Source organism: Stygiolobus sp. CP850M (assembly GCF_037389425.1).
In the GTDB taxonomy this organism is placed as follows: Archaea; Thermoproteota; Thermoprotei_A; order Sulfolobales; family Sulfolobaceae; genus Stygiolobus.
This window is the reverse complement of the sequence record NZ_JBBHKR010000042.1, coordinates 192,303-210,880: the sequence shown is the minus strand read 5'-3', so window position 1 is coordinate 210,880 and position 18,578 is coordinate 192,303. Positions and strand designations below refer to the sequence as shown.

The window sequence follows — 18,578 nt, the reverse complement described above, 5'->3', positions numbered from 1 at the left end:
ACACAGTTCGGAAAACCTAAGGTAAAAGCTTGTACTATGTGCGGTGGATATTGTCCGATGATGTGGGCGATGGAACAAGTTAAAAAGGTTAAAGAGTGAGAAAATATTCAAAAACCATTTTGGCTTTTACTCTTTTATTGCTTCTTTTGTAGCTCTTTGTCCTAATTGTATATTCCTAGACGTTAAAGATAGGGCACTCATCATTATAGCTATGCCCATTGCTATTAAATAATTTAGAGAGAAGCTGAAATCAGAGGGAATCATCACCGGTATGTAACTTATTTGACCATTTATCACGATTGGATAAACTATACTTGTTTCATAAGTCCCCATTATAGCTCCAGCTACAGCAGGTCCCACAGCCCCGCCCAAAAGCCTGAACACCGTGTTTAAAGAGGTCGCTATACCCAAGTATTGTCTCTCCACTGAGAAGACAAGAATGTTAATCAGGGACACGTTCAGGAGGGCAGCAGCCAAGTTGGAGATTGAAGCAAATAGTATTATAGTCTCCAATCCACTCTTCCCTATAATTAACGAAAGGATTAAGTAAGAAGGAATGAGCAAGAAAGAACCAAATATCAAGACCGGCCTCGGGCCTTTCTTAGATATAAACCGACCAGCAGATACACTACCTACCATCTGAATTAAAGCTAAAGGAAGTAGCCATAATCCAGTAGATAGAATATCTAAGTCAAAACCCACAGGCCTGGGTTCTTCTAGTAAATATGTGAGTGTTTGATAAGCCATAAATAAGGCAAAACCAGCTACTATAGCAGCTATATTGGCGACTAAAACGTTTCTCCTCTTCATTAGACTTAATGGCATTAGCGGAGATAATGAAACCTTTTCTTCATAAAAGAATACCGTGAATAGAACTAGAGATGTAATGACTGAACCTAGTGTTTCTAATGAAGTCCATCCGTAATTCGGAGCTTCGGTTAGTCCAAATATCAACGTTCCCAAAGCTGATCCTAACAGAATTACTCCTAAATAGTCTATCCTAGCTTCTAGCCTCACTTTAGATTCCCTGATGAAGAAATGAATTAAGAGAGCTAATGTTATTACTACTGGGATAACCGTATGATATGTATACTGCCAACCAAAGTTCTGCGCTATGTAACCTCCTAACGGTAAGGCTATGGCACTTCCTATGCCGAACATAGCGCTTACCAAGCCTTGTGCTTTAGGAACGAGATTAGGAGGGAATTCCTCTCTGATGAGGCTGAATGCCAAGGGGAACATGGCTAAACCTAAACCTTGAATTGCTCTGAAAATTAAGAGAGCCGTAAAATTAGGCGAAAAACCCGTTAGCGTCACTCCAAGTGCGTAAATCCATATTACTATCTCTAATACCCTCTTCTTACCAAATATGTCACCCAGTTTACCCGCTATAGGATTCATCACCGTACCAGTTAACAGATATATAGACAATACCCAACTAACGGTAGCAGAGGAAACCCCAAACTCACTTGCAATTGAAGGCAATGCTGGAATTAACATCCCCTCAGTATACATAACGGCTACAGCTAGCGGTGCCAGAGTTACTAAAGCCCTATAAGCATATTTAAGGTCGTAGGTTGACATACTTAGATATATCTAAATCTACGAGTTATAAAGTTATGTAGGAATTATTCTAACACTGTGCCTTCTAATTAAGATGAAGTTCTCCTACACTCCTCTATGGCACTGTATAACTCACTTATTTCAACGCCCAAGATAACTGCCTTACAGCTTTTCTCTCCTCTCGATAAACATTTCTCCAGTTTTTCTAACTCCTCCTCTGAAGTGAAGAAATCCCCAGTTATCTCCACCTTATCACCGTAAACTCTCACAATTACAGTTTTGCCTTGCCTAGACCTAAAGGAGACCTCACACATCTTCTCACCTAACATAAGTCCAGTTGGGATTAGTATACTTCCACGTCAGCTGATTTGATATTTCATATTCGATCTCAGTTAGTTCCCCTTCCTCTAGTTTAAAAACCTCAGAGAATCCTTTAATCAAGGCATTCAGAGCTTTTTCCCTACTTATCTTTTCGCCTAAAATAGCAGATATAGTAGTTACTCTTGTTTTAGGCTTTCCCCTATCAACTTCTTTCACTTTAGGGACTTTTATTACATCCATTAACTCGAGGTTAGTATCAAACATGAAAGTCCCGTGAACAACTACAGCACTCTTCTTCAGGGCGCCAGCCATACCTACAACCTTTTTTCCCTCTATCACCACGTCGTTTATCGGCGTAAACTCTCCTTTCAAACCGAACTCTTTAATAGCTGAGATGAGACCGTCAGCAACTATTTTATAAGCTTTCATCATATCGTTCATTTTGAGTACGACCGTCCACGTTATCTCCCCCTTTTCGTCATGTAGTGCAGGACCTCCTCCGGTGAACCGCCTCACCAAAGGTATCGAATATCTTCTGAGAAGATCTTCGTTAACCCAATCTCTAACCGCTAAAAACCTCCCTATGGATAATGTTGTGGGAGAAAAATTCCAAAGCCTAAGGGTCTCAGGAATAATATTCCTATCTAGAAGTATTAACATCGTCTCGTCCAAAGCCATTTGTCTGTCTCCAGAATTTCCACCCTCTATGACCAATCTCATACAAGTTATTTTAGGTGTAAGCAGTATAATTAATCTATGATAACGATAGTAGGTTCAGGACCAGCTGGATTCTACGCAGCTCTAACAGCTGCTTCTTTAGGGGAGAAAGTAACAGTGGTTGAAGAGAGGGACAAGTTGGGTGGGACTTGTGTATTGTTCGGCTGTATTCCGTCTAAAGCGATGCTCCACCCTATGGCTCTAGCTTATTCTCTAGGTAGAATAGGAAAAACTTTGAACTTCAGCTACTTAGAACTCACTAAACTTGCTAAGGACGCAATAAACCGAATCTCAAAAGGCATAGAATACGCATTAGAAAGCCACGATATTGACGTTATGCATGGAAAGGCGTCGTTAAAAGGGGGGAAAATTGAGGTTAACGGACAAACTCTTAACTCAGAAAAGGTAATAATAGCTACCGGGACTAAAAAGCCCTCTGGAGCGTTAGCTTCAGACGACCTTCCATATCTAGATAAAGATTTCAACAGAGTTGTAATAGTCGGGGGAGGAGTAGGAGGAGTAGAATACGGATGGCTCCTTAGAATGATAGGAAAGGAAGTCCACATAGTAGAAAGAGAGGATTTACTTCTCCCTAAACATGACCCAGACTTAAGGAAAAGTATAACTAGTTACTTCTCGAAACTGGGGTTTAAACTCCACATGGGAGTAGAGGCTAAAATTGAGGGAAACGAGGTGATCACATCTAAGGGGGAAAAGATAGAAGGAGACTTCGTTCTTCTGAGTTTCGGCAGAAAACCCAATTTAGAGGGATTTGAAGAATTGAGGAGCGATAAATGGCTTTTGGTAAACGAATATATGGAGACCTCTCTCAAAAACGTTTATGCTGCGGGAGACGTCACCGGATCATTTACCGCACATGAAGCGATTCACAAGGGGGTAACCGCTGCACTGAACTCAGTAGGCAAAAGGAAAGCATATGACGGATCAGTTGTACCTAAAGTAATATACACAATGCCTCAAATAGCATATATCGGCAAAACAACTGGAAATTGTAAGAAAATTGACATGGTCACATTACCTAGGGCTATAGCTGAGAAAGAAACAGAGGGGTTCTTGAAGATTTGTGAGGAAGAAGGAAAGATAGTCGGTGCCGTAGTGTTTTCTGAGAGAGCCGAAGAAATCATAACAATTATAGGGATTGCGATGAAATTCGGAATAAGTATAAGTTCTCTCCTAGACTTTCAGTTTCCTCATCCCTCATATCTAGAGTCAATATGGGAATTGGTGAGAACTTTTGACGGAATTATGTGATAAAAAGGTCAGTGAAATTGGTCTAGGTACATGGAAGATGGGAGGGGGCTTCTGGACGGCCGATTACTCAAACGACGATAAATACATTGAAGCTATTTCCTACGCTATATCAAAGGGAATTAATGTCATCGATACTGCAGAGATGTACGGAGGGGGACATACCGAGGAACTAGTAGGGAAGGCAGTTTTACGCTTTCAAAGGGACGACGTTTTCATAATAACTAAAGTCTGGAACAACCACTTGAAGTACGACGACGTAATCAAGTCCGCTACTAATAGCCTCAAACGTCTGAACACTAAATACATTGATCTATACCTCATCCATTGGCCTAACCCTTCAGTTAAGCTCTCAGAAACACTCGCCGCAATGGAAGAGTTAGTTGATAAGGGAATAGTTAGGTGTATAGGAGTAAGTAATTTCGACCTAAACTTACTAAAGGAGGCTATAACGTTAACTAGGAAATACGAGATAGTTGCCGACGAAATAGAATATAGCATATACGACCTCTCCCCAGAAAGAGACATAATACCATTCGCTAAAAAGAACGGGATCAAGATAATAGCTTATTCTCCACTGGGTCAAGGGCGAATAGCAACTGAGACCATATTGTCTGACATAGCACAGAAATACGGAAAAACCGTGGCTCAAATAGCGTTAGCATATTTGAAGAAAAACGCCATCCCGATACCTAAATCGGCAAACAAAAAACATATTGACGAAATAGCCGAAGTCCTAAGATTCGACCTAAGTGATGAAGATGCAAAGGAGGTCAGGAGGAGGATGTTTGCATGAAAGTACTGGTCTCGGCTGGGACTTATTACTTCATAAAGAAGGGCATTAAACTAAGCAATACTGCATACTTACTTCAGAGCGGTGGGTGTAATGCCTCATGTAAATTCTGCACTCAGTCAATGTTAAGCAATGCTGACAAGACTTACCTTTCTAGGGTAAAGTGGTATCCAATGGAACTAGAAGAGATTAAAGACTTGCTAAATAGCTTTGCTAGAGTTTGTTTACAAACGGTGATTAAGGAAAAGTTCGAAGACGAGGTTATCGAGATTATGTCAAAAATAGACTCTAAACGCAAGTCTGTTACAATAACCCCCGTAGATAAACAGTACCTAATTAAATTAAAAGAAATAGGGATTGATTATCTGGGTGTCGGCTTAGACACAGTTAAATCCATGTGGAGAGAAGTTAGGAAACCTTATTCTTACGAGCGGTACATGGATTTTATAAAGGATGCTGTCGACGTATTCGGTCGCAGACATGTTTACGTCCATCTCATAGTAGGTCTGGGAGAGAGTGAGGAAGAGATGGTTAACACTATGAAAGAGCTTTACGCTCTTGGGGCTGAAGTAGCCCTTTTCGCCTTTACCCCAGTAAAGGGGACGCCATATGAAAAAAAGGAGAGACCTTCGCTGGAGTACTACCGAAGGATACAAGCCTTGAGGTATAAACTATCCACCGGTAAAGATGGTGAGGAAGCATTCCTTACTTCCGGTTGTCCTTCTTGTGATAGACCTTATTATAATGAAAGTCCTTTGGATAAAGAATTATATAATATACCGTTGAGGGATTACAAGTGGTTCTCGGCTTCATCACATTGAAGAAGTTCAACGTCCTTAGCATAACTGGGGGGAGTTGCTCTCTCAATTGTTTTTACTGCACTTCTAAGTACATAAGCTCCATGGAAGGGGCCATGACTCCAGAAACCATGTACAAATACGTTAAGAAGAGATACGAGATGGGGGTTAAAGGCTTTCTAATAAGTGGGGGTTTTAATAAAAAAGGAGAGCTACAAATAAGACCTTATTTACCAGTTCTGAAAATGTTAAAGAAGGAGAACCCAGATATAATATTTAACATCCACCCTGGACTCCTTGACAAGAGCACAATAGAAGAGTTAAGAGATGCCGTTGATATAGTTGACTACGAGTTCGCCTATTCTCCCAAAGCCTTCCAGTCCAAAGGACTCTCTGGGAGAAGCAGAGAAGATTATCTAAAAGTCTTAGAGATGCTGATAGATTACGGACCTAGGTACATCGTACCTCACATAATGCTTGGACTACCTAACGATGACGTAGCTGAAAGTATAAAGATAGCTTCCTCCTTTAAGCCTTATCTACTTAACTTCCTAGTGTTTATACCCACGAAGGGTACACCTTCTCAGGTATTTAGAGTCCCTGAGGTAGAAGAAACGGTAAAGATGATAGAGTTGGGAAATAGATTAATGCAAGGCAGAGTGAGTTTGGGTTGTATGAGACCTCATGCTATAAAGGATAAATTGGACAAGGTTTCGGTAGAAAAAGGTTTAGTTCAAAGGATAGCCAACCCATCACCGAGGGTTGTGAAAGAATTTAATCTTCCTATGCATGACGCATGTTGTAGCCTTCCAGAAGAGTACTTAGAATATTTTAAGGTTTAGGAATTCAACGCTTTTTGGCTCCTTTAGGATTAGCACCTTTAGACCCTGCCCTAGGTAAATTAGCGATTCCTTCTTTCTTTTCTTCTTTCCTTAGCTCTCGCTAAGAACTGATGATGTTCAAAATTAAATCCTTGTTCTAACATTATACTCGAACTAGCGTACGACAAATAGGGTGCTATTTTTCCTTTCACTGGAATGTGTAAGAACATTCCTCCCAGATTGAGAGCCAACGTAGGATTACTACCCTTAGGTTGAAATGTTAAACTCATGTCTTTATCTATTTGATGTCTGTATATGTGAGGCATTTCAATGATCATAATCTCGAAAGAAGATATAAACTTTACCCAATTCACGTTGGAATTAACTTTCTCTCTCTATCAAGTTCAGACAAGAACTTAGCGTTCTCTACAAGCTCAGGTTTATCAAACTGTAAATTTGGTACAATTTCTCTAAATATAGAACAGTCAAAGATAGTCCCAGAGTACTTTAATAACTGTCTTACATCCGAGGGAAGAGCAGCCTTAGCAATAAACGTGGGGATTTTAATCTTCAAAACCTTCCTATTTAATGCTTCAGCATAAATTTCGAATAACCTCATGATCTTTATTGGTTCGCATTCAGTTACATAAAAGTAATTCTTGGAAGGACTTTTACCTTCAATTATAGCTGCAATTCCTTGAGCTATATATCTAGCACTTATCGGCATAAAAGATATGTTAATATCAGGAAGAAGCCCTCTTTTAACTAACTTATATATAGTCACAAATTGAACGTGGGCCGCAAACCGACCGTAAACCAGCGTGGGTCTAAATATAAACACCTTATCGCTTAGGATCTTATATACTGAAAGTTCTCCCTCCAACTTCGTTTTCTCGAAGGCGGACTGAGGTTTCAGACCATCTCCTAACTTTTCTTCAACTTTCACAAACCCCGTAATACCGTAAGTAGATGCACTAGTGTGGATCATTAACTTTCCAAATTGCCTAACTACTTCTGCTATTCTCGTAGGGACTTCATAATTAGATCGCCTCAAATCCTCAGGTTTACCGCTGATTTCTCCTATGAAGTTAACTACGAGATCGTGCTCTTTAACAGCGTTATTCAACTTGTCCATGTCTTTCAATACGTCTAACTGAATTACTTCAACGCTTTTTTCCCTTAACGTCTTAACATATACTTCTTTCACGGGATTCAAATTCCTATAAGTTACTGTCACCTTGTAGTTATGAGAAAGGTAATAAGCTACGTTAGTAGCCAAAAAACCTAAACCCGTTATCAGAATACTCTTCATAGAAGTAAAAATGGATGTGAGAATAAATTAATTTGTTCTTAACGTTCTAACTCCTTAGGTAAAATACTACTGAAAAGTTCAGCACATCTCTTAAAATCATTTGTGATCTTTTCCATTAATCTCTCTGTGGGAACTGCTTTGTAAATGTATCTAGGTCTACCTCCTTTAGAGGAAGAGTCTTTCATCCTCTCGACAAAACCTAAAGATACTAACTTGTTTACGCTCCTATTTATGGAAGCCTTAGATAGTTTCAGCTGTTCAGCTAACATATCTTCGTTTTTCCCGTCGCTATTTAGTAGTGCTTTAAGGACTTGAAAATCAGTATCCGAGAGGTCATAACAGAAACTCAAGGCTTCTACTAGACCGACTTCTTTTCCCGAAGGTAATCTGACCCTACTTATTTCCAATTCCATAGTTAATCACATTATATAATTAAAATACACATATTTAAATCTTTGTATTTTAAGTTAATAGCTGTTAGAGTGATAATTACCTTTTGATTATATTTCTCAAAATTAATATGATAATTACGGCTATTCCTGCTAAAGCTAATACAAATACGGAAGAGTCTGAACTTCTGTGGGGTCTCCCCCATGGAGTATGGTACGTAGTCTCAGTCAAAAGCAAGGTGGTACTTCCATTTATCAGTTTTACCACTACCTTACTATTTCCGTAGGTTATTGTATAATACCCTGCCGGGAGTATAATCGTAGTATATGATGATGTAATATTAGTGTGTATTGTTAGTCGATAATTACCTAATGGAGTATAAAATAATGTGATTGTAAGGTTTAAGGGGACTACCGAGGGCTCTAGGTTAAGGCGCTGATATACGGGACTAAATAATACAGTATAGTTACCATAAGATTCGACATAGTAAGGTAGTACTGAATAAAACAACATCTTAGAAAGGTTAAAAACTTCCACCGAGGACTTATCAGTATAATATAATATACCGCTGTCATTGATTAGCCAAATGGATTCAGGGGGTAAACCCACTTCTCTAACCCTCACAAATGTCATATTATTCGGCACTAATATACAGAGATTATTGCCCATTACGATCCCGTCGTAATAATAAATAGGAGTAAAATTATACTGAGGACTTAACTTTTCTAAGTTAAGGCTGTAGACCGTATTGTTGATGATCACGTATTGATTATCAAGAAAATTATAATATTTACCTATATAGATTAGATGCTTATTATCCAATAAGTATCCATTGGAGAAGAAAACATATAGGGAACCGTTATAGGAGTAAATTTTAGTTATACTGGACGAGAAGTTAAGTCTGTAAATTACGGTACCATCTTCATACAAAGTATAGTTCCACTCGTAGAAATAGTTGCCTTGATAGAAATAAACAGAGGTCACGTTAGAGTAACCCAAGTTATATATAGAGGGATATATCACGTGACCTAGTCGATCCAAGATTACATTATTAACCACTGTGGCGTTCTCGAACACCATCAGATCGTTAATGGAAAAGTTCAATGAATTTATCACTGCGTTCGATAAACTCGATATTATGACCTCCGAGTTATTATATTGAACTAAATAATTATTTATTATTTCAGCGGCCATATTAGGAAAATAAGGCGATACATATATTACCTTCTTTACGGTCAGAGGAAAAGACATTGGAGGAGTATAAGTAATATTAGTCGAGTTAAGGACGAATACTGCTGAATAAAAAGAGGGTAATATTAGACCGTAATACCCAGACTGGTTAAGAAATATTAATACGGTGTGCTGGAAGCTCTCAGGATATTGTTTTACCCCCCAAGGATACACTATCTGCTGAGAAAGCCCAATTATTCTCGTAAAGTTTATTTGTGTGATATATAAGATTTCTCTGGAAGGATTTTCTAGCATGACGCTCCCATTTGAATATACTACTAGTATATTAATCCCGCATTGTTGAACAAAACTTATCATTCTTCCTTGAGAACCTAATGAAACGTTAGCCAAAGTCAATAGGGATACCAAAATGACTATAATACCGATAATCGAAATCTTCATATTTCAACAAATAGATTAGAAGTTGTGGAGTTTAAAGGTATCCTCATTGAAGAGGAAGACTTGTTAAGAACAGGGAAGTTTAGTGATGAAATAAGAAAAAAACTTGAAAGGGAAGGATTTAAGATAGTGAAGAAAAAGGGAAACGAAAACATCATCACTACCTTTGAGGAGGATAAAATCAGCCTAGTGTGCGACAGAGAAGAAATAATCTTCAGACTCCTACTCCTCTCATCCACTATAGCTAGAATCATAATAACGGAAAAGATAACGACAGTAGTTATGTTCACTGGAAGAAAAAGCATAACACATTCATTTAGGATAAACAGAGCGACCGCATTAGAGGGCTTAAGGAAGACATATATAACTTCTAAATCCTCTCAGGAATTTCTGCAGAAATATTTCAAATATCTTCATGAGAATAACGACGACGCAGTTTTAGGATGGTTAAGAGAATTCATGAAAAATAAGAGCTAAGTGAATAAGAGGAAAAGGAAAAAGAAGTTAACACTTTAAATAAATCTCTTCAAAACTTGCATCGGATTTGTCACATTAGCCGTCAGTAACGCTTCGTCAGGTGAATGACCAAATGCGAACGCTAATAACTGGCTGAAGTACGCTATAGGCATTCTCAGATCTTCACCGTATCTTGCGGCAATCTTGTTCATATTATTCTCTAGAGCAACAGCGCCTAATGGACAGTCCACCACTAGGAGTTCGGCACCGTTCCTTCTAGCTTCCTTCAATATTCTCGCTTCTAAGTTCAGAGCTACATCTGGATCAGCATATACATGTGGACCTCCACAGCACATTGTCTTTGCTTCAAACGGCACTACCTCAGCTCCAGTAGCCTTTAATAACTCGTCCATGAAGAACGGTCTTTCAGGATCATCCTTGATCTTCATATATCCAGTTAAGATGAACTGCTTCGGTCTTGCATATAGACAGCCATAATATGGGGCTACCTTTAGACCGTTGAGTGGTCTCTTTACAAGACTCTTTACACCTTCAGGACCGACAGTATTGTAAATAAACTCTACGGCATGTATCATTAACAATTGTAGATCATAAGGCTTCTCACCCATTTTCTCTAAGTACATGTTCACTTTTTCTCTTAACTTTGGATACTTAGTCATGTAATAATGGGTTCTCGATAGTGAATAATGACAGCCTGGACATGCAGACATTACAGCATCTGCTCCCATCTGTCTTGCTAAAGACAAGTTCCTAGCTGGAAGCAGTAATCCTGCCATAGTATTTACGTTCTTGACCTCTAGTGCACCACAGCAGTTGTAATCCTCTATTTTCTCGTACTGAAGCCCAAGATCCTTAGCTACCAGCGCTAAAGATACTTCGTAGGACTTACCCATTCCGTCTAATGAACAGCCTGGGTAGAACGCTACTTTACCGTAAGGATTATTTAGTCTCATGGTCATTCTGCCCTCACCTCCTCCTTCATTGCTTCCTCTAATACTTTCTTTATCCTATCCCAATTCTTAACTTTACTTGGTTTCATTAACTCCTTAAACAGACCAGACCTCAACATAGCTCCACTCATCATTATAAGATCTTTTATTCCTAATGATACGAATCCGGCCTTAGCTGATGCTGCTCCGAGAGATAGTTCCGATATTCTTCCTCCGTTATTCATAACTGTCTCAAGGAATAACTCGTCGAATATTGCACCAGGGTCCTTCTTAACTAGCCCGTGCTTTAGCAAATAATTATGGATTGCATGAACTACTTCCTCAACTAGCACACCCTTAGGACATCTGTGGGTACACTTCTGGCAGGACACACATCTCCATATACTGTTCTGTAGTTCTATCAATGTTTGTTTATCACCTTTTCTAGCGAGGTCTATGAACTTTCGCGGACCGTAGTTAGGATCGTATTCTCTCATAGTACAACCTGAAGTACAAGTACCACATTGCCAACAGGCGCTGATTGTATATCCTTCTAGAGTGTTAGCGATCTCGTCCCATACACTAGGGTCGTACCCCGTTTGTGTTCTCTCGACTAAAAATGCGTTCCATGTGCCATCTATTTCTACTCCGTCTACTATTACTTTATCTTTTTGAATTACACCTTTTATTATAGATTTTTCCAACTCAGGAATGGGCATATTTCACCACCTTTAAGAAGGGTTTTAACCCTAAAACTAAGGCGGTTGTGGAAAGATGTGTGGGGAGCAACCCCGCCGCCTTTTTGTCTATTGCAAGGTGTGTAGTGTAGTCTAAATACCTTACGTACGAATAAACCAAAAAAAGTGTAGTGGGATAATAATTCGAGGTATCTAAGCCAAAAATTGATAAAATACTTTTCAATTCATTCACAGCAGATATAAAATCATCCCTGTTCTCTAAGGTCACGTTATCCTTAAGGACATAAGTTATCGAACCCGAATTCTTCTCTTCATTCCAAATCCATCTATTCCATAAGGGAAAATCTGTAGGCTGAAGATAATGTAAAAGTTCTCTGGCCATATCTCTCAAATCTTTTAGTTCCATCCCCTTTACGGAGTTTATGAACATGTTAACTCTATCATCGTAAGGTAGAGAAGTATCCTTCATCTTGGAGTACAAGGTGGAAAATTCAGACAAGGGAGTGCTTTCAGCCACTTGAGAATAAAACTTCTTGTGGTGGAAAAACACCTCAAATAGTTTTTTACGATCTTCCTCAGTCCTAATTTCTAAGTTCATGAGGAAATCAGATTTCATTCTCATAGAATCCAAAATTACGGAGAAAGATTTCTTAGGATCACTATAAGTATTATTTACATCCTTATCTAACATTGCATTAAAAATATCTCTTACATAATCAGGATTTAAAAAAATAGTGTTAATGATGAGCCACCTCTACCTGTACGGGCTCATCCCATATACCTTTAGTTATATATTCATAAGCTTTCATTGCTGCTGCATAACCTTCTGTTATTGAGTCAGATATCGTCTTAGGACCAGTTATCGCACCAGCTAAGAATATACCCTTCTTAGTAGACTGAATTGGTAAGCTGTGCTCGTCAAGTGGCTTTACGAACCCATGCTGTTCTAGCTCTAAGCCTAATACTTTAGCTACTTGTTTTGAACCTAAACCTAACTCCATGCCGTTAGCTAATATCACCATATCATATGGAACTACTAGAGCTCTGTTTAAGTTCATTGTATCTTCTCCCTTAATTATTACAGTATCGTTAGGTCCTCTCATAAACTCCGATATCCTACCTCTTATAAACCCTACTCTATAATCTAATTGAGCCTTCCAATATAATCTATCTTCCATTAGACCATATGTTCTTATATCCATATAGTAGATATGCACAGTTGCATCAGGTATTCTCTGCTTTATCTCCATTGCTTGTTTGATTGATACTGCACAACATACCCTAGAACAATATGTATTACCTACCGTAGCGTCTCTTGAACCTACACACAGTAATATGGCAACCCTCTTTGGCGGTGTCCCTTTCGTAGTTACTAGCTTATTCTCAGATAACATTTTCTCTATGTCTGATATCTGATAAATATTGGGGACTATACCGTAACCATACTCGTATTTCCTCCTTGAATCGAAGTGTTCAAAACCAGATGCAGCTATAATTGCATTGACTTTCTCGTTAATCACTTTACCAGTTTTATCTTTTATACCTACAACAAAACCGCTTCCTTCTTGCTTTACATTATCCACAATACTCTCCCTATAGATCTTTACATTCTTACTCTCTTCTACAGCTTTAATTAGAGGATCAATAACTTGTTCAGAAGGAACTAGGTTAGGGAACAAGAGACTGTACTTAAGCTTTTTAGGAGTACCACCTAAGTATGATTCTCTTTCCGCCAATACCACATTAACTCCTAGATTAGCCAACTCCTTCGCTGCTGAAAGACCAGCCGGCCCTGCACCAATAACTAATACTTTTTCTCCGCCCATTTAATCACCTAATCCTAACATTTATTAAATAAAATTAATTTAAAAAATTTTGCTTTTCACTTTTGTACAGCTTTTTCTCCCTTATACCACTTCACTCTATCAGGTAGTGTTAGGTAGAAATCAATCTTTCTGTGAGGAGTATACAAGTATTCGGGCTGGGCTTTACCTTCTCTCAAGTCAGCTAGATACTGTAGGAACTTCTCCTTGTAGTCATCAACTGGTACACCTATTTTCCTTAAGAAACCTTCAACATCAGTTGCGTGCCAATGTATTTGAGCAATCTTGTATGGATCCGCACCCATTGCAATTGCTGCAAACTGTGCGTCTGCTAGAACTGGTAAATTGTAGTTAAAACCGTGAGCTTTTCCAGCCCACTGGCTCTTGTCTAGTGTCGTTACACATCCAGTGTCAGATGTTACAAATACGTCGGCATGTCCTTCCTCTACTGCAGGAATTACCTTCTTAAATAACGCGAAGCTCCTGCTGAATTCTCTCTCTGTTAATATGTGCCTGAAACCAAATCCACAGCAGTCCCACCAAGTAGAATAATCTACAATTTTAGCACCGAAGTTCATTACAGTACCAGTAGGTGCTGCAGGTCTCCTGCCTTCGAAGACTTTCGGATCGTATATGGTATCATCGGGAACTAGCTTATAAACGTGGCACGGTGTGTGAACTGCAGCTTTGACATTACTTAGATCGTATTTCTTCTGCTGTGCTAGCTGCTTGCTCATTACGAATAGCCACTCTGAGTAGTGTACTACTTCTTCAGGGATCACGATGTCCATTCCTAGCTTTCTCATTATCGGCCTTAACTTGTCTCTTATCTCCTTATGTAAGACTAACATGTTTCTAATTTCTTTATAATGGCCGAAAGACGTACCACAATGTATTAACGGGAAGTAGTCAGTTTCATAAGCTCTCCACATGTTTCTTACATAAACTCCAGCTAAGGTTACAGGGTTAGAAGCACCAGAAGCGTGATAGTTCCAGCCAGTGCATGAAGTCTGGTGTGGTTCATCTAAATAATCTATCTCGGCCTTGTTCATCATCCAGAAAACTGAAGTGGGATAACCTGGAATATGTCCGCATTGTCCACAACTCTTATGGTTCCATAGTTTGTTTGTGGGTATTTTCTTAGGTAATCCATTAATAGTCTGAACTTCTACCGGATTATTGTAGGGCTTTATATGATGAACTATTACTTCTCCCTCGTCTTCTAACTTATGTAATTCCTCTTTAACGTGTTGAATACCGTGAGGAGTACTATATTTATATATAATCCTCTGATATACTTCATTCCAATCTACGTTATCTGCATAAGGAAAAGCTTCTTTTATTGCCTCGTGCATCTTCTTCTCTTCTTGACTTGTCATAATTTACACCTTTACATCAATTTATGTAGTTTATAATATATAAACTTTCATTTAAACCATTTATTCATAGATACTAAATAAGTAAAAAATACATAAATTTACACAAATATTGAATCTTTCCCTTTATAAGTCCATCCAGTTGTCAGGCAATTCATCTTCGTTTAATTCTCCTTTTTCCCATTTTTCTCTTATTTCCTCTAGTTGTTGTTTCCTCTCTTCATATATGTCCATGATCATTTCGTATAGATCTTCGTCTACCTTCTTTATAGAGTCCATCGCACCTGATTCAATGAAAATTGTCATTAATTCAACCGCAGTTTGTAGAGAAGATTGCCAACCTATATCAGTTCTTTGCAATAGATCGACCGGAACTGCCTTTCTATACACATCCATATTCTTTGACTCTTCGACCGCTTGTGGACCCCAATCTGGGAACGCATCAGGCTGAATCATATTTGGAGTTACTTGGTTACCTGTCGTGATTACAGTGTACAAGACTCTTCTATATGGGGCTAATATTTCTTTTGCGGATGGAAGTCCAAATTGGACTGCATATTCCCTTAGAAGCATTATTAATCCAGCTATTTCGTTATTAAATGGACACCTCATAGAACAAGTATAGCATTGAACGCACGCCCATACTTTCTTGTTGGTAAATTCCCATATCTTATCAGCTGCATCTCTCATCATATACTGTATCATTTCTCTAGGTCCATAATCATAGAATTTTGAAGCTGGACATCCAGAAGTACATACGCCACAGTTTAAGCATCCCCTCAAATACTCATTAAATCTAAAATCTGATTTTACGGCTTCCCAGAATTTCTTTGCGAGTTCAGCCTCTTCTGCCGATAATGAGCTATGGAAATTTCTCATCTCTTCTGGTTCAATTGCTTGATCTATGTAAGCCATATCCATTACTCTTGGATCATCTGGTAGTGGTATAACTTTAGACATACCTATCAAATAAATTAAACGAAAAGTTACTTATAAATTTTGTTAAAAAAATAAATTATTATATTACCTTTACTTTACTCTCTTAATTAGAATTCTAGTTACTCCACCTTGCTGTTGTACGTCTAATATTTGTTGCCCAGTCCTCCTAGCCCACGCTTCAATGTCCGGTTTGGCTGCGGGGTCTGTAGCTAAGACCTCAAGCACTTCTCCTACCTGGATTTGCTTTATAGCTTTAGCCGTTTCCATTACTGGACCAGGGCAATACATTCCCCTTGCGTCTAAGGTTTTGGCTATTTTAACTTCTGTCATTTTATTCACCTCAAATGAATAATACAGTTCCTCCTTCTGCTCTATCCAGGAAAGTTGCAACTCCTACAACATCGTCAACAAAGCTAGCTAGGTCTTCCCTCTTTATTCCGAAGAACTCCATGGTGGTGCTACAAGCAAATACTTTGACTTCTCCTACCTCTTTTGCTTGTTCAATTAGTTGATACCACATTGGGTACTTCATTTCTTGCATTTTTTGCATCATCATCGGACCGAACTTTTCATAGTTCTTGTCAATAGGGGCTGGTTGATTCTGTAAACCTTGTTTAGTTATATTTGTTAATCCCCAAAAAGTGAAGAATAGATTCACTTCATATCCCGCTGCAGCTGCTCCAGATGCTAAAATACCAACGGGCATTAACTTATCTATTGTGCCTGAGAAGACGATTATTGAAAGTTTTTTCTGCTCTCCCATTTGTATTCCCAATTATTATTTTTAATTAAAATTATATAAGCTTTCCTGATATCGAAATTAATGAAAAATGTTTCTTTTTTATTTAATTGATATCAAATATACGAAATAAATATAGTGCCTTCTGTTAATTTGTTTGATAAAAAATTTAAGTAAGCTTTTTTAATTATTAGTTGAGGGGTACTCGATGAGCGAAGAACAAAAGAAAAAGGTGTTAATCGTAGTAACACATGGTCCAGAAGACCTAGATAGGACGTACGCACCACTTTTCATGGCATCAATAGCAGCATCAATGGAATATGAAGCACAAGTCTTCTTTATGATAAAAGGACCACTATTATTAAGCAAGAAATGGCAAGAAGAAGAAAGGAGGAAAGGAGGAAACCCGTTCATACACTTCTTCGATATGGCTAAAGACAACGGTGTGAAGATGTACGTATGTGTCCAAAGCCTAAAGGACATGTGCCACATGAACGAAAGTGATGTAGTGGACGGAGTAGAAATAGTGGGCGGTTCGACACTAATAGACTTATTATTTGATGCCGACAGATCATTATTCTTCTGAGTAAGTATGGATTTTGATGTCGCGATAATAGGTGGTGGAACTGCAGGGTATGCTGCCGGAGTACTGCTCGGGAGAAGGGGGAAAAGGGTAGCTGTAATAGAGAAGGAGAACATAGGAGGTACATGCGTAAATTACGGCTGTGTGCCTAGTATTTTTTTATCTGAGTTATCTTTTTTATATTCTAGACTCAAGGAGATCGGAGATTATAAGGGAATTACTATTTCAGTTTCATTAGACGGATCCACTTTTTTCCGTAAGAGGGATGAAATCATAGAATACTTACGGAGCGCAGGAGAAGGATTAATTAAGTCTTCTGGTGGAGAGATTATAAGAGGAGAGGCGGAGATACTGGGTAAGAACGAGCTAAGTGTGAACAGTGAAAAAATATCGGCTCGTAATATAATTATTGCATCCGGTTCGAAACCTAATACTCCCTCGATTGAGGGGATTGAGAACGCAATAAGCGAGGATGAAGCCGTAAGATTGAGTAGAGTCCCCTCTTCTATGGTTGTTATAGGAGGGGGCGTAGCAGGAACCGAGATAGCCCAGATATTCGCAAAACTTGGCTCTTCAGTAACACTTTTATCTAGAAGCAAAGTCCTCAAGGAAATTGAAGAGGAAACAAGACGCGTTTTAATGAACGGATTGGATTTTGACGGCGTCAACGTTCTGGAGGGTGTTACACCGAAGAAAATTAAGGACGGTAAGGTGATCACAGACAAAGGTGAATATGAAGGAGAGATAATAGTATACGCTACTGGAAGGATGCCCTCAATACCTAAGGGTACACAAAAAATAGGAATTGAGACTACGAGAAACGGGATTATTGTAAACAGAAGATTAGAGACCTCACTTAAAGGTATCTACGCTATCGGTGACGTAATTGATAAGGAGAATAGGGTTGCCCACTTAGCATATATGGAAGCCTTAGTAGCTTCCCTAAATATTCTGGGGTCTTGTGAAGAAATGGATTACGAGGGGACGCCACAAGTGATTTACACTGATCCTCAAATAGGGGTTGTGGGTGATAAAAGAAAGGTTGAAAAGTTCGTGAAATTTCCTTATGCTGCAAATACGAGAGCCATAATTAGAGGTTTTAGGGAGGGGTTCTCCGCTATAGGAATAGACAAGAACGGAACAGTAGTTTACTCAGAAGTTATAGGAGATTCTGCCGAGGAGTTAGTTAACTTGTTAGCATTAGCAGTTAGGAAGAGATTAACAATTAGGGACCTAGCTTTCTCGATATTTGCTCACCCATCCCTAAGTGAGGTCGTACTAAACGCAGCTAGGAACGAGTTCGATTTGGACGTAGACAACTATAAGTGATCTAGATTTGTGACTTATCTGTCTTACTAGATGGTAAAATAACAACGTTATTATATCAAGCTTTGTAATATAT

The 18,578-nt window shown here is 38.8% G+C and carries 22 protein-coding genes; 7 read left to right on the top strand and 15 right to left on the bottom strand.

Annotated elements, in window-relative coordinates:
- Positions 1-126: 126 nt before the first annotated feature.
- From WIW89_RS03655 to WIW89_RS03645, 3 genes are all read right to left on the bottom strand, one after another.
- On the bottom strand, positions 127-1,584 hold the full coding sequence (locus tag WIW89_RS03655; protein WP_337719786.1) for an MFS transporter: 1,458 nt from the start codon (positions 1,582-1,584) through the stop codon (positions 127-129).
- Between the two features lie 68 nt (positions 1,585-1,652).
- Complete coding sequence (locus WIW89_RS03650; RefSeq protein WP_337719785.1) at positions 1,653-1,877, bottom strand: hypothetical protein; 225 nt, start codon at positions 1,875-1,877, stop codon at positions 1,653-1,655.
- Between the two features lie 4 nt (positions 1,878-1,881).
- A complete protein-coding gene (locus WIW89_RS03645) occupies positions 1,882-2,604 on the bottom strand; it encodes a lipoate--protein ligase family protein (protein WP_337702970.1) in 723 nt (240 codons plus the stop codon).
- A gap of 36 nt (positions 2,605-2,640) precedes the next feature.
- Between WIW89_RS03645 and WIW89_RS03640 the strand changes: the two genes are divergently transcribed.
- The 4 genes from WIW89_RS03640 to WIW89_RS03625 are packed head-to-tail and all read left to right on the top strand — an operon-like array spanning position 2,641 to position 6,302.
- On the top strand, positions 2,641-3,873 hold the full coding sequence (locus WIW89_RS03640; RefSeq protein WP_337719784.1) for a dihydrolipoyl dehydrogenase family protein: 1,233 nt from the start codon (positions 2,641-2,643) through the stop codon (positions 3,871-3,873).
- Positions 3,857-4,666, top strand: a complete 810-nt coding sequence (locus WIW89_RS03635) for an aldo/keto reductase (RefSeq protein WP_337719783.1) — start codon at positions 3,857-3,859, stop codon at positions 4,664-4,666. The genes WIW89_RS03640 and WIW89_RS03635 overlap by 17 nt, the downstream gene beginning before the upstream one ends.
- Positions 4,663-5,484 carry a radical SAM protein gene (locus WIW89_RS03630; RefSeq protein ID WP_337719782.1) on the top strand — a complete coding sequence of 274 codons (822 nt, stop codon included), beginning with the start codon at positions 4,663-4,665 and terminating at the stop codon, positions 5,482-5,484. Before WIW89_RS03635 ends, WIW89_RS03630 begins: the two co-directional genes overlap by 4 nt.
- A complete protein-coding gene (locus tag WIW89_RS03625) occupies positions 5,460-6,302 on the top strand; it encodes a radical SAM protein (protein ID WP_337719781.1) in 843 nt (280 codons plus the stop codon). Before WIW89_RS03630 ends, WIW89_RS03625 begins: the two co-directional genes overlap by 25 nt.
- A gap of 59 nt (positions 6,303-6,361) precedes the next feature.
- On the opposite strand, the gene WIW89_RS03620 is transcribed toward WIW89_RS03625, so the two are convergent.
- From WIW89_RS03620 to WIW89_RS03605, 4 genes are all read right to left on the bottom strand, one after another.
- A complete protein-coding gene (locus WIW89_RS03620) occupies positions 6,362-6,607 on the bottom strand; it encodes a hypothetical protein (protein WP_337710451.1) in 246 nt (81 codons plus the stop codon).
- Positions 6,608-6,651: 44 nt separating this feature from the next.
- Positions 6,652-7,593 (bottom strand): NAD-dependent epimerase/dehydratase family protein, encoded by a 942-nt coding sequence (locus WIW89_RS03615; RefSeq protein ID WP_337719780.1) that lies wholly within the window; start codon positions 7,591-7,593, stop codon positions 6,652-6,654.
- Between the two features lie 38 nt (positions 7,594-7,631).
- Complete coding sequence (lrs14, locus tag WIW89_RS03610; protein WP_337702276.1) at positions 7,632-8,006, bottom strand: HTH-type transcriptional regulator Lrs14; 375 nt, start codon at positions 8,004-8,006, stop codon at positions 7,632-7,634.
- A gap of 76 nt (positions 8,007-8,082) precedes the next feature.
- Positions 8,083-9,615, bottom strand: a complete 1,533-nt coding sequence (locus WIW89_RS03605) for a hypothetical protein (protein WP_337719779.1) — start codon at positions 9,613-9,615, stop codon at positions 8,083-8,085.
- A 24-nt stretch (positions 9,616-9,639) separates the two neighbouring features.
- Here WIW89_RS03605 and WIW89_RS03600 point away from each other — a divergent pair, with 24 nt between their 5' ends.
- Complete coding sequence (locus WIW89_RS03600) at positions 9,640-10,089, top strand: hypothetical protein (RefSeq protein ID WP_337702280.1); 450 nt, start codon at positions 9,640-9,642, stop codon at positions 10,087-10,089.
- A gap of 35 nt (positions 10,090-10,124) precedes the next feature.
- On the opposite strand, the gene WIW89_RS03595 is transcribed toward WIW89_RS03600, so the two are convergent.
- The 8 genes from WIW89_RS03595 to WIW89_RS03560 all read right to left on the bottom strand — a co-directional run bounded on the left by WIW89_RS03595 (position 10,125) and on the right by WIW89_RS03560 (position 16,617).
- Positions 10,125-11,042 (bottom strand): CoB--CoM heterodisulfide reductase iron-sulfur subunit B family protein, encoded by a 918-nt coding sequence (locus WIW89_RS03595; protein ID WP_337702470.1) that lies wholly within the window; start codon positions 11,040-11,042, stop codon positions 10,125-10,127.
- Positions 11,043-11,044: 2 nt separating this feature from the next.
- Positions 11,045-11,737, bottom strand: coding sequence for a 4Fe-4S dicluster domain-containing protein (locus WIW89_RS03590; RefSeq protein ID WP_337702282.1), 693 nt, complete (start codon positions 11,735-11,737; stop codon positions 11,045-11,047).
- Complete coding sequence (locus WIW89_RS03585) at positions 11,724-12,407, bottom strand: hypothetical protein (RefSeq protein WP_337719778.1); 684 nt, start codon at positions 12,405-12,407, stop codon at positions 11,724-11,726. Before WIW89_RS03585 ends, WIW89_RS03590 begins: the two co-directional genes overlap by 14 nt.
- A gap of 46 nt (positions 12,408-12,453) precedes the next feature.
- On the bottom strand, positions 12,454-13,542 hold the full coding sequence (locus WIW89_RS03580; RefSeq protein WP_337719777.1) for an FAD-dependent oxidoreductase: 1,089 nt from the start codon (positions 13,540-13,542) through the stop codon (positions 12,454-12,456).
- 56 nt (positions 13,543-13,598) lie between these two features.
- Positions 13,599-14,918: a CoB--CoM heterodisulfide reductase iron-sulfur subunit B family protein gene (locus tag WIW89_RS03575; protein ID WP_337719776.1), complete on the bottom strand. Its 1,320-nt coding sequence runs from the start codon at positions 14,916-14,918 to the stop codon at positions 13,599-13,601.
- 123 nt (positions 14,919-15,041) lie between these two features.
- A complete protein-coding gene (locus WIW89_RS03570) occupies positions 15,042-15,875 on the bottom strand; it encodes a 4Fe-4S dicluster domain-containing protein (protein WP_443296289.1) in 834 nt (277 codons plus the stop codon).
- A 69-nt stretch (positions 15,876-15,944) separates the two neighbouring features.
- Entirely contained in the window at positions 15,945-16,184 is a 240-nt protein-coding gene (locus WIW89_RS03565; RefSeq protein ID WP_156007737.1) for a sulfurtransferase TusA family protein, read from the bottom strand.
- A gap of 10 nt (positions 16,185-16,194) precedes the next feature.
- Entirely contained in the window at positions 16,195-16,617 is a 423-nt protein-coding gene (locus tag WIW89_RS03560) for a DsrE/DsrF/DrsH-like family protein (RefSeq protein ID WP_443295723.1), read from the bottom strand.
- 184 nt (positions 16,618-16,801) lie between these two features.
- Between WIW89_RS03560 and WIW89_RS03555 the strand changes: the two genes are divergently transcribed.
- Entirely contained in the window at positions 16,802-17,179 is a 378-nt protein-coding gene (locus tag WIW89_RS03555) for a DsrE family protein (RefSeq protein ID WP_156007736.1), read from the top strand.
- A 6-nt stretch (positions 17,180-17,185) separates the two neighbouring features.
- On the top strand, positions 17,186-18,505 hold the full coding sequence (locus WIW89_RS03550; protein ID WP_337719774.1) for a dihydrolipoyl dehydrogenase family protein: 1,320 nt from the start codon (positions 17,186-17,188) through the stop codon (positions 18,503-18,505).
- The last annotated feature ends 73 nt before the right edge of the window (positions 18,506-18,578 follow it).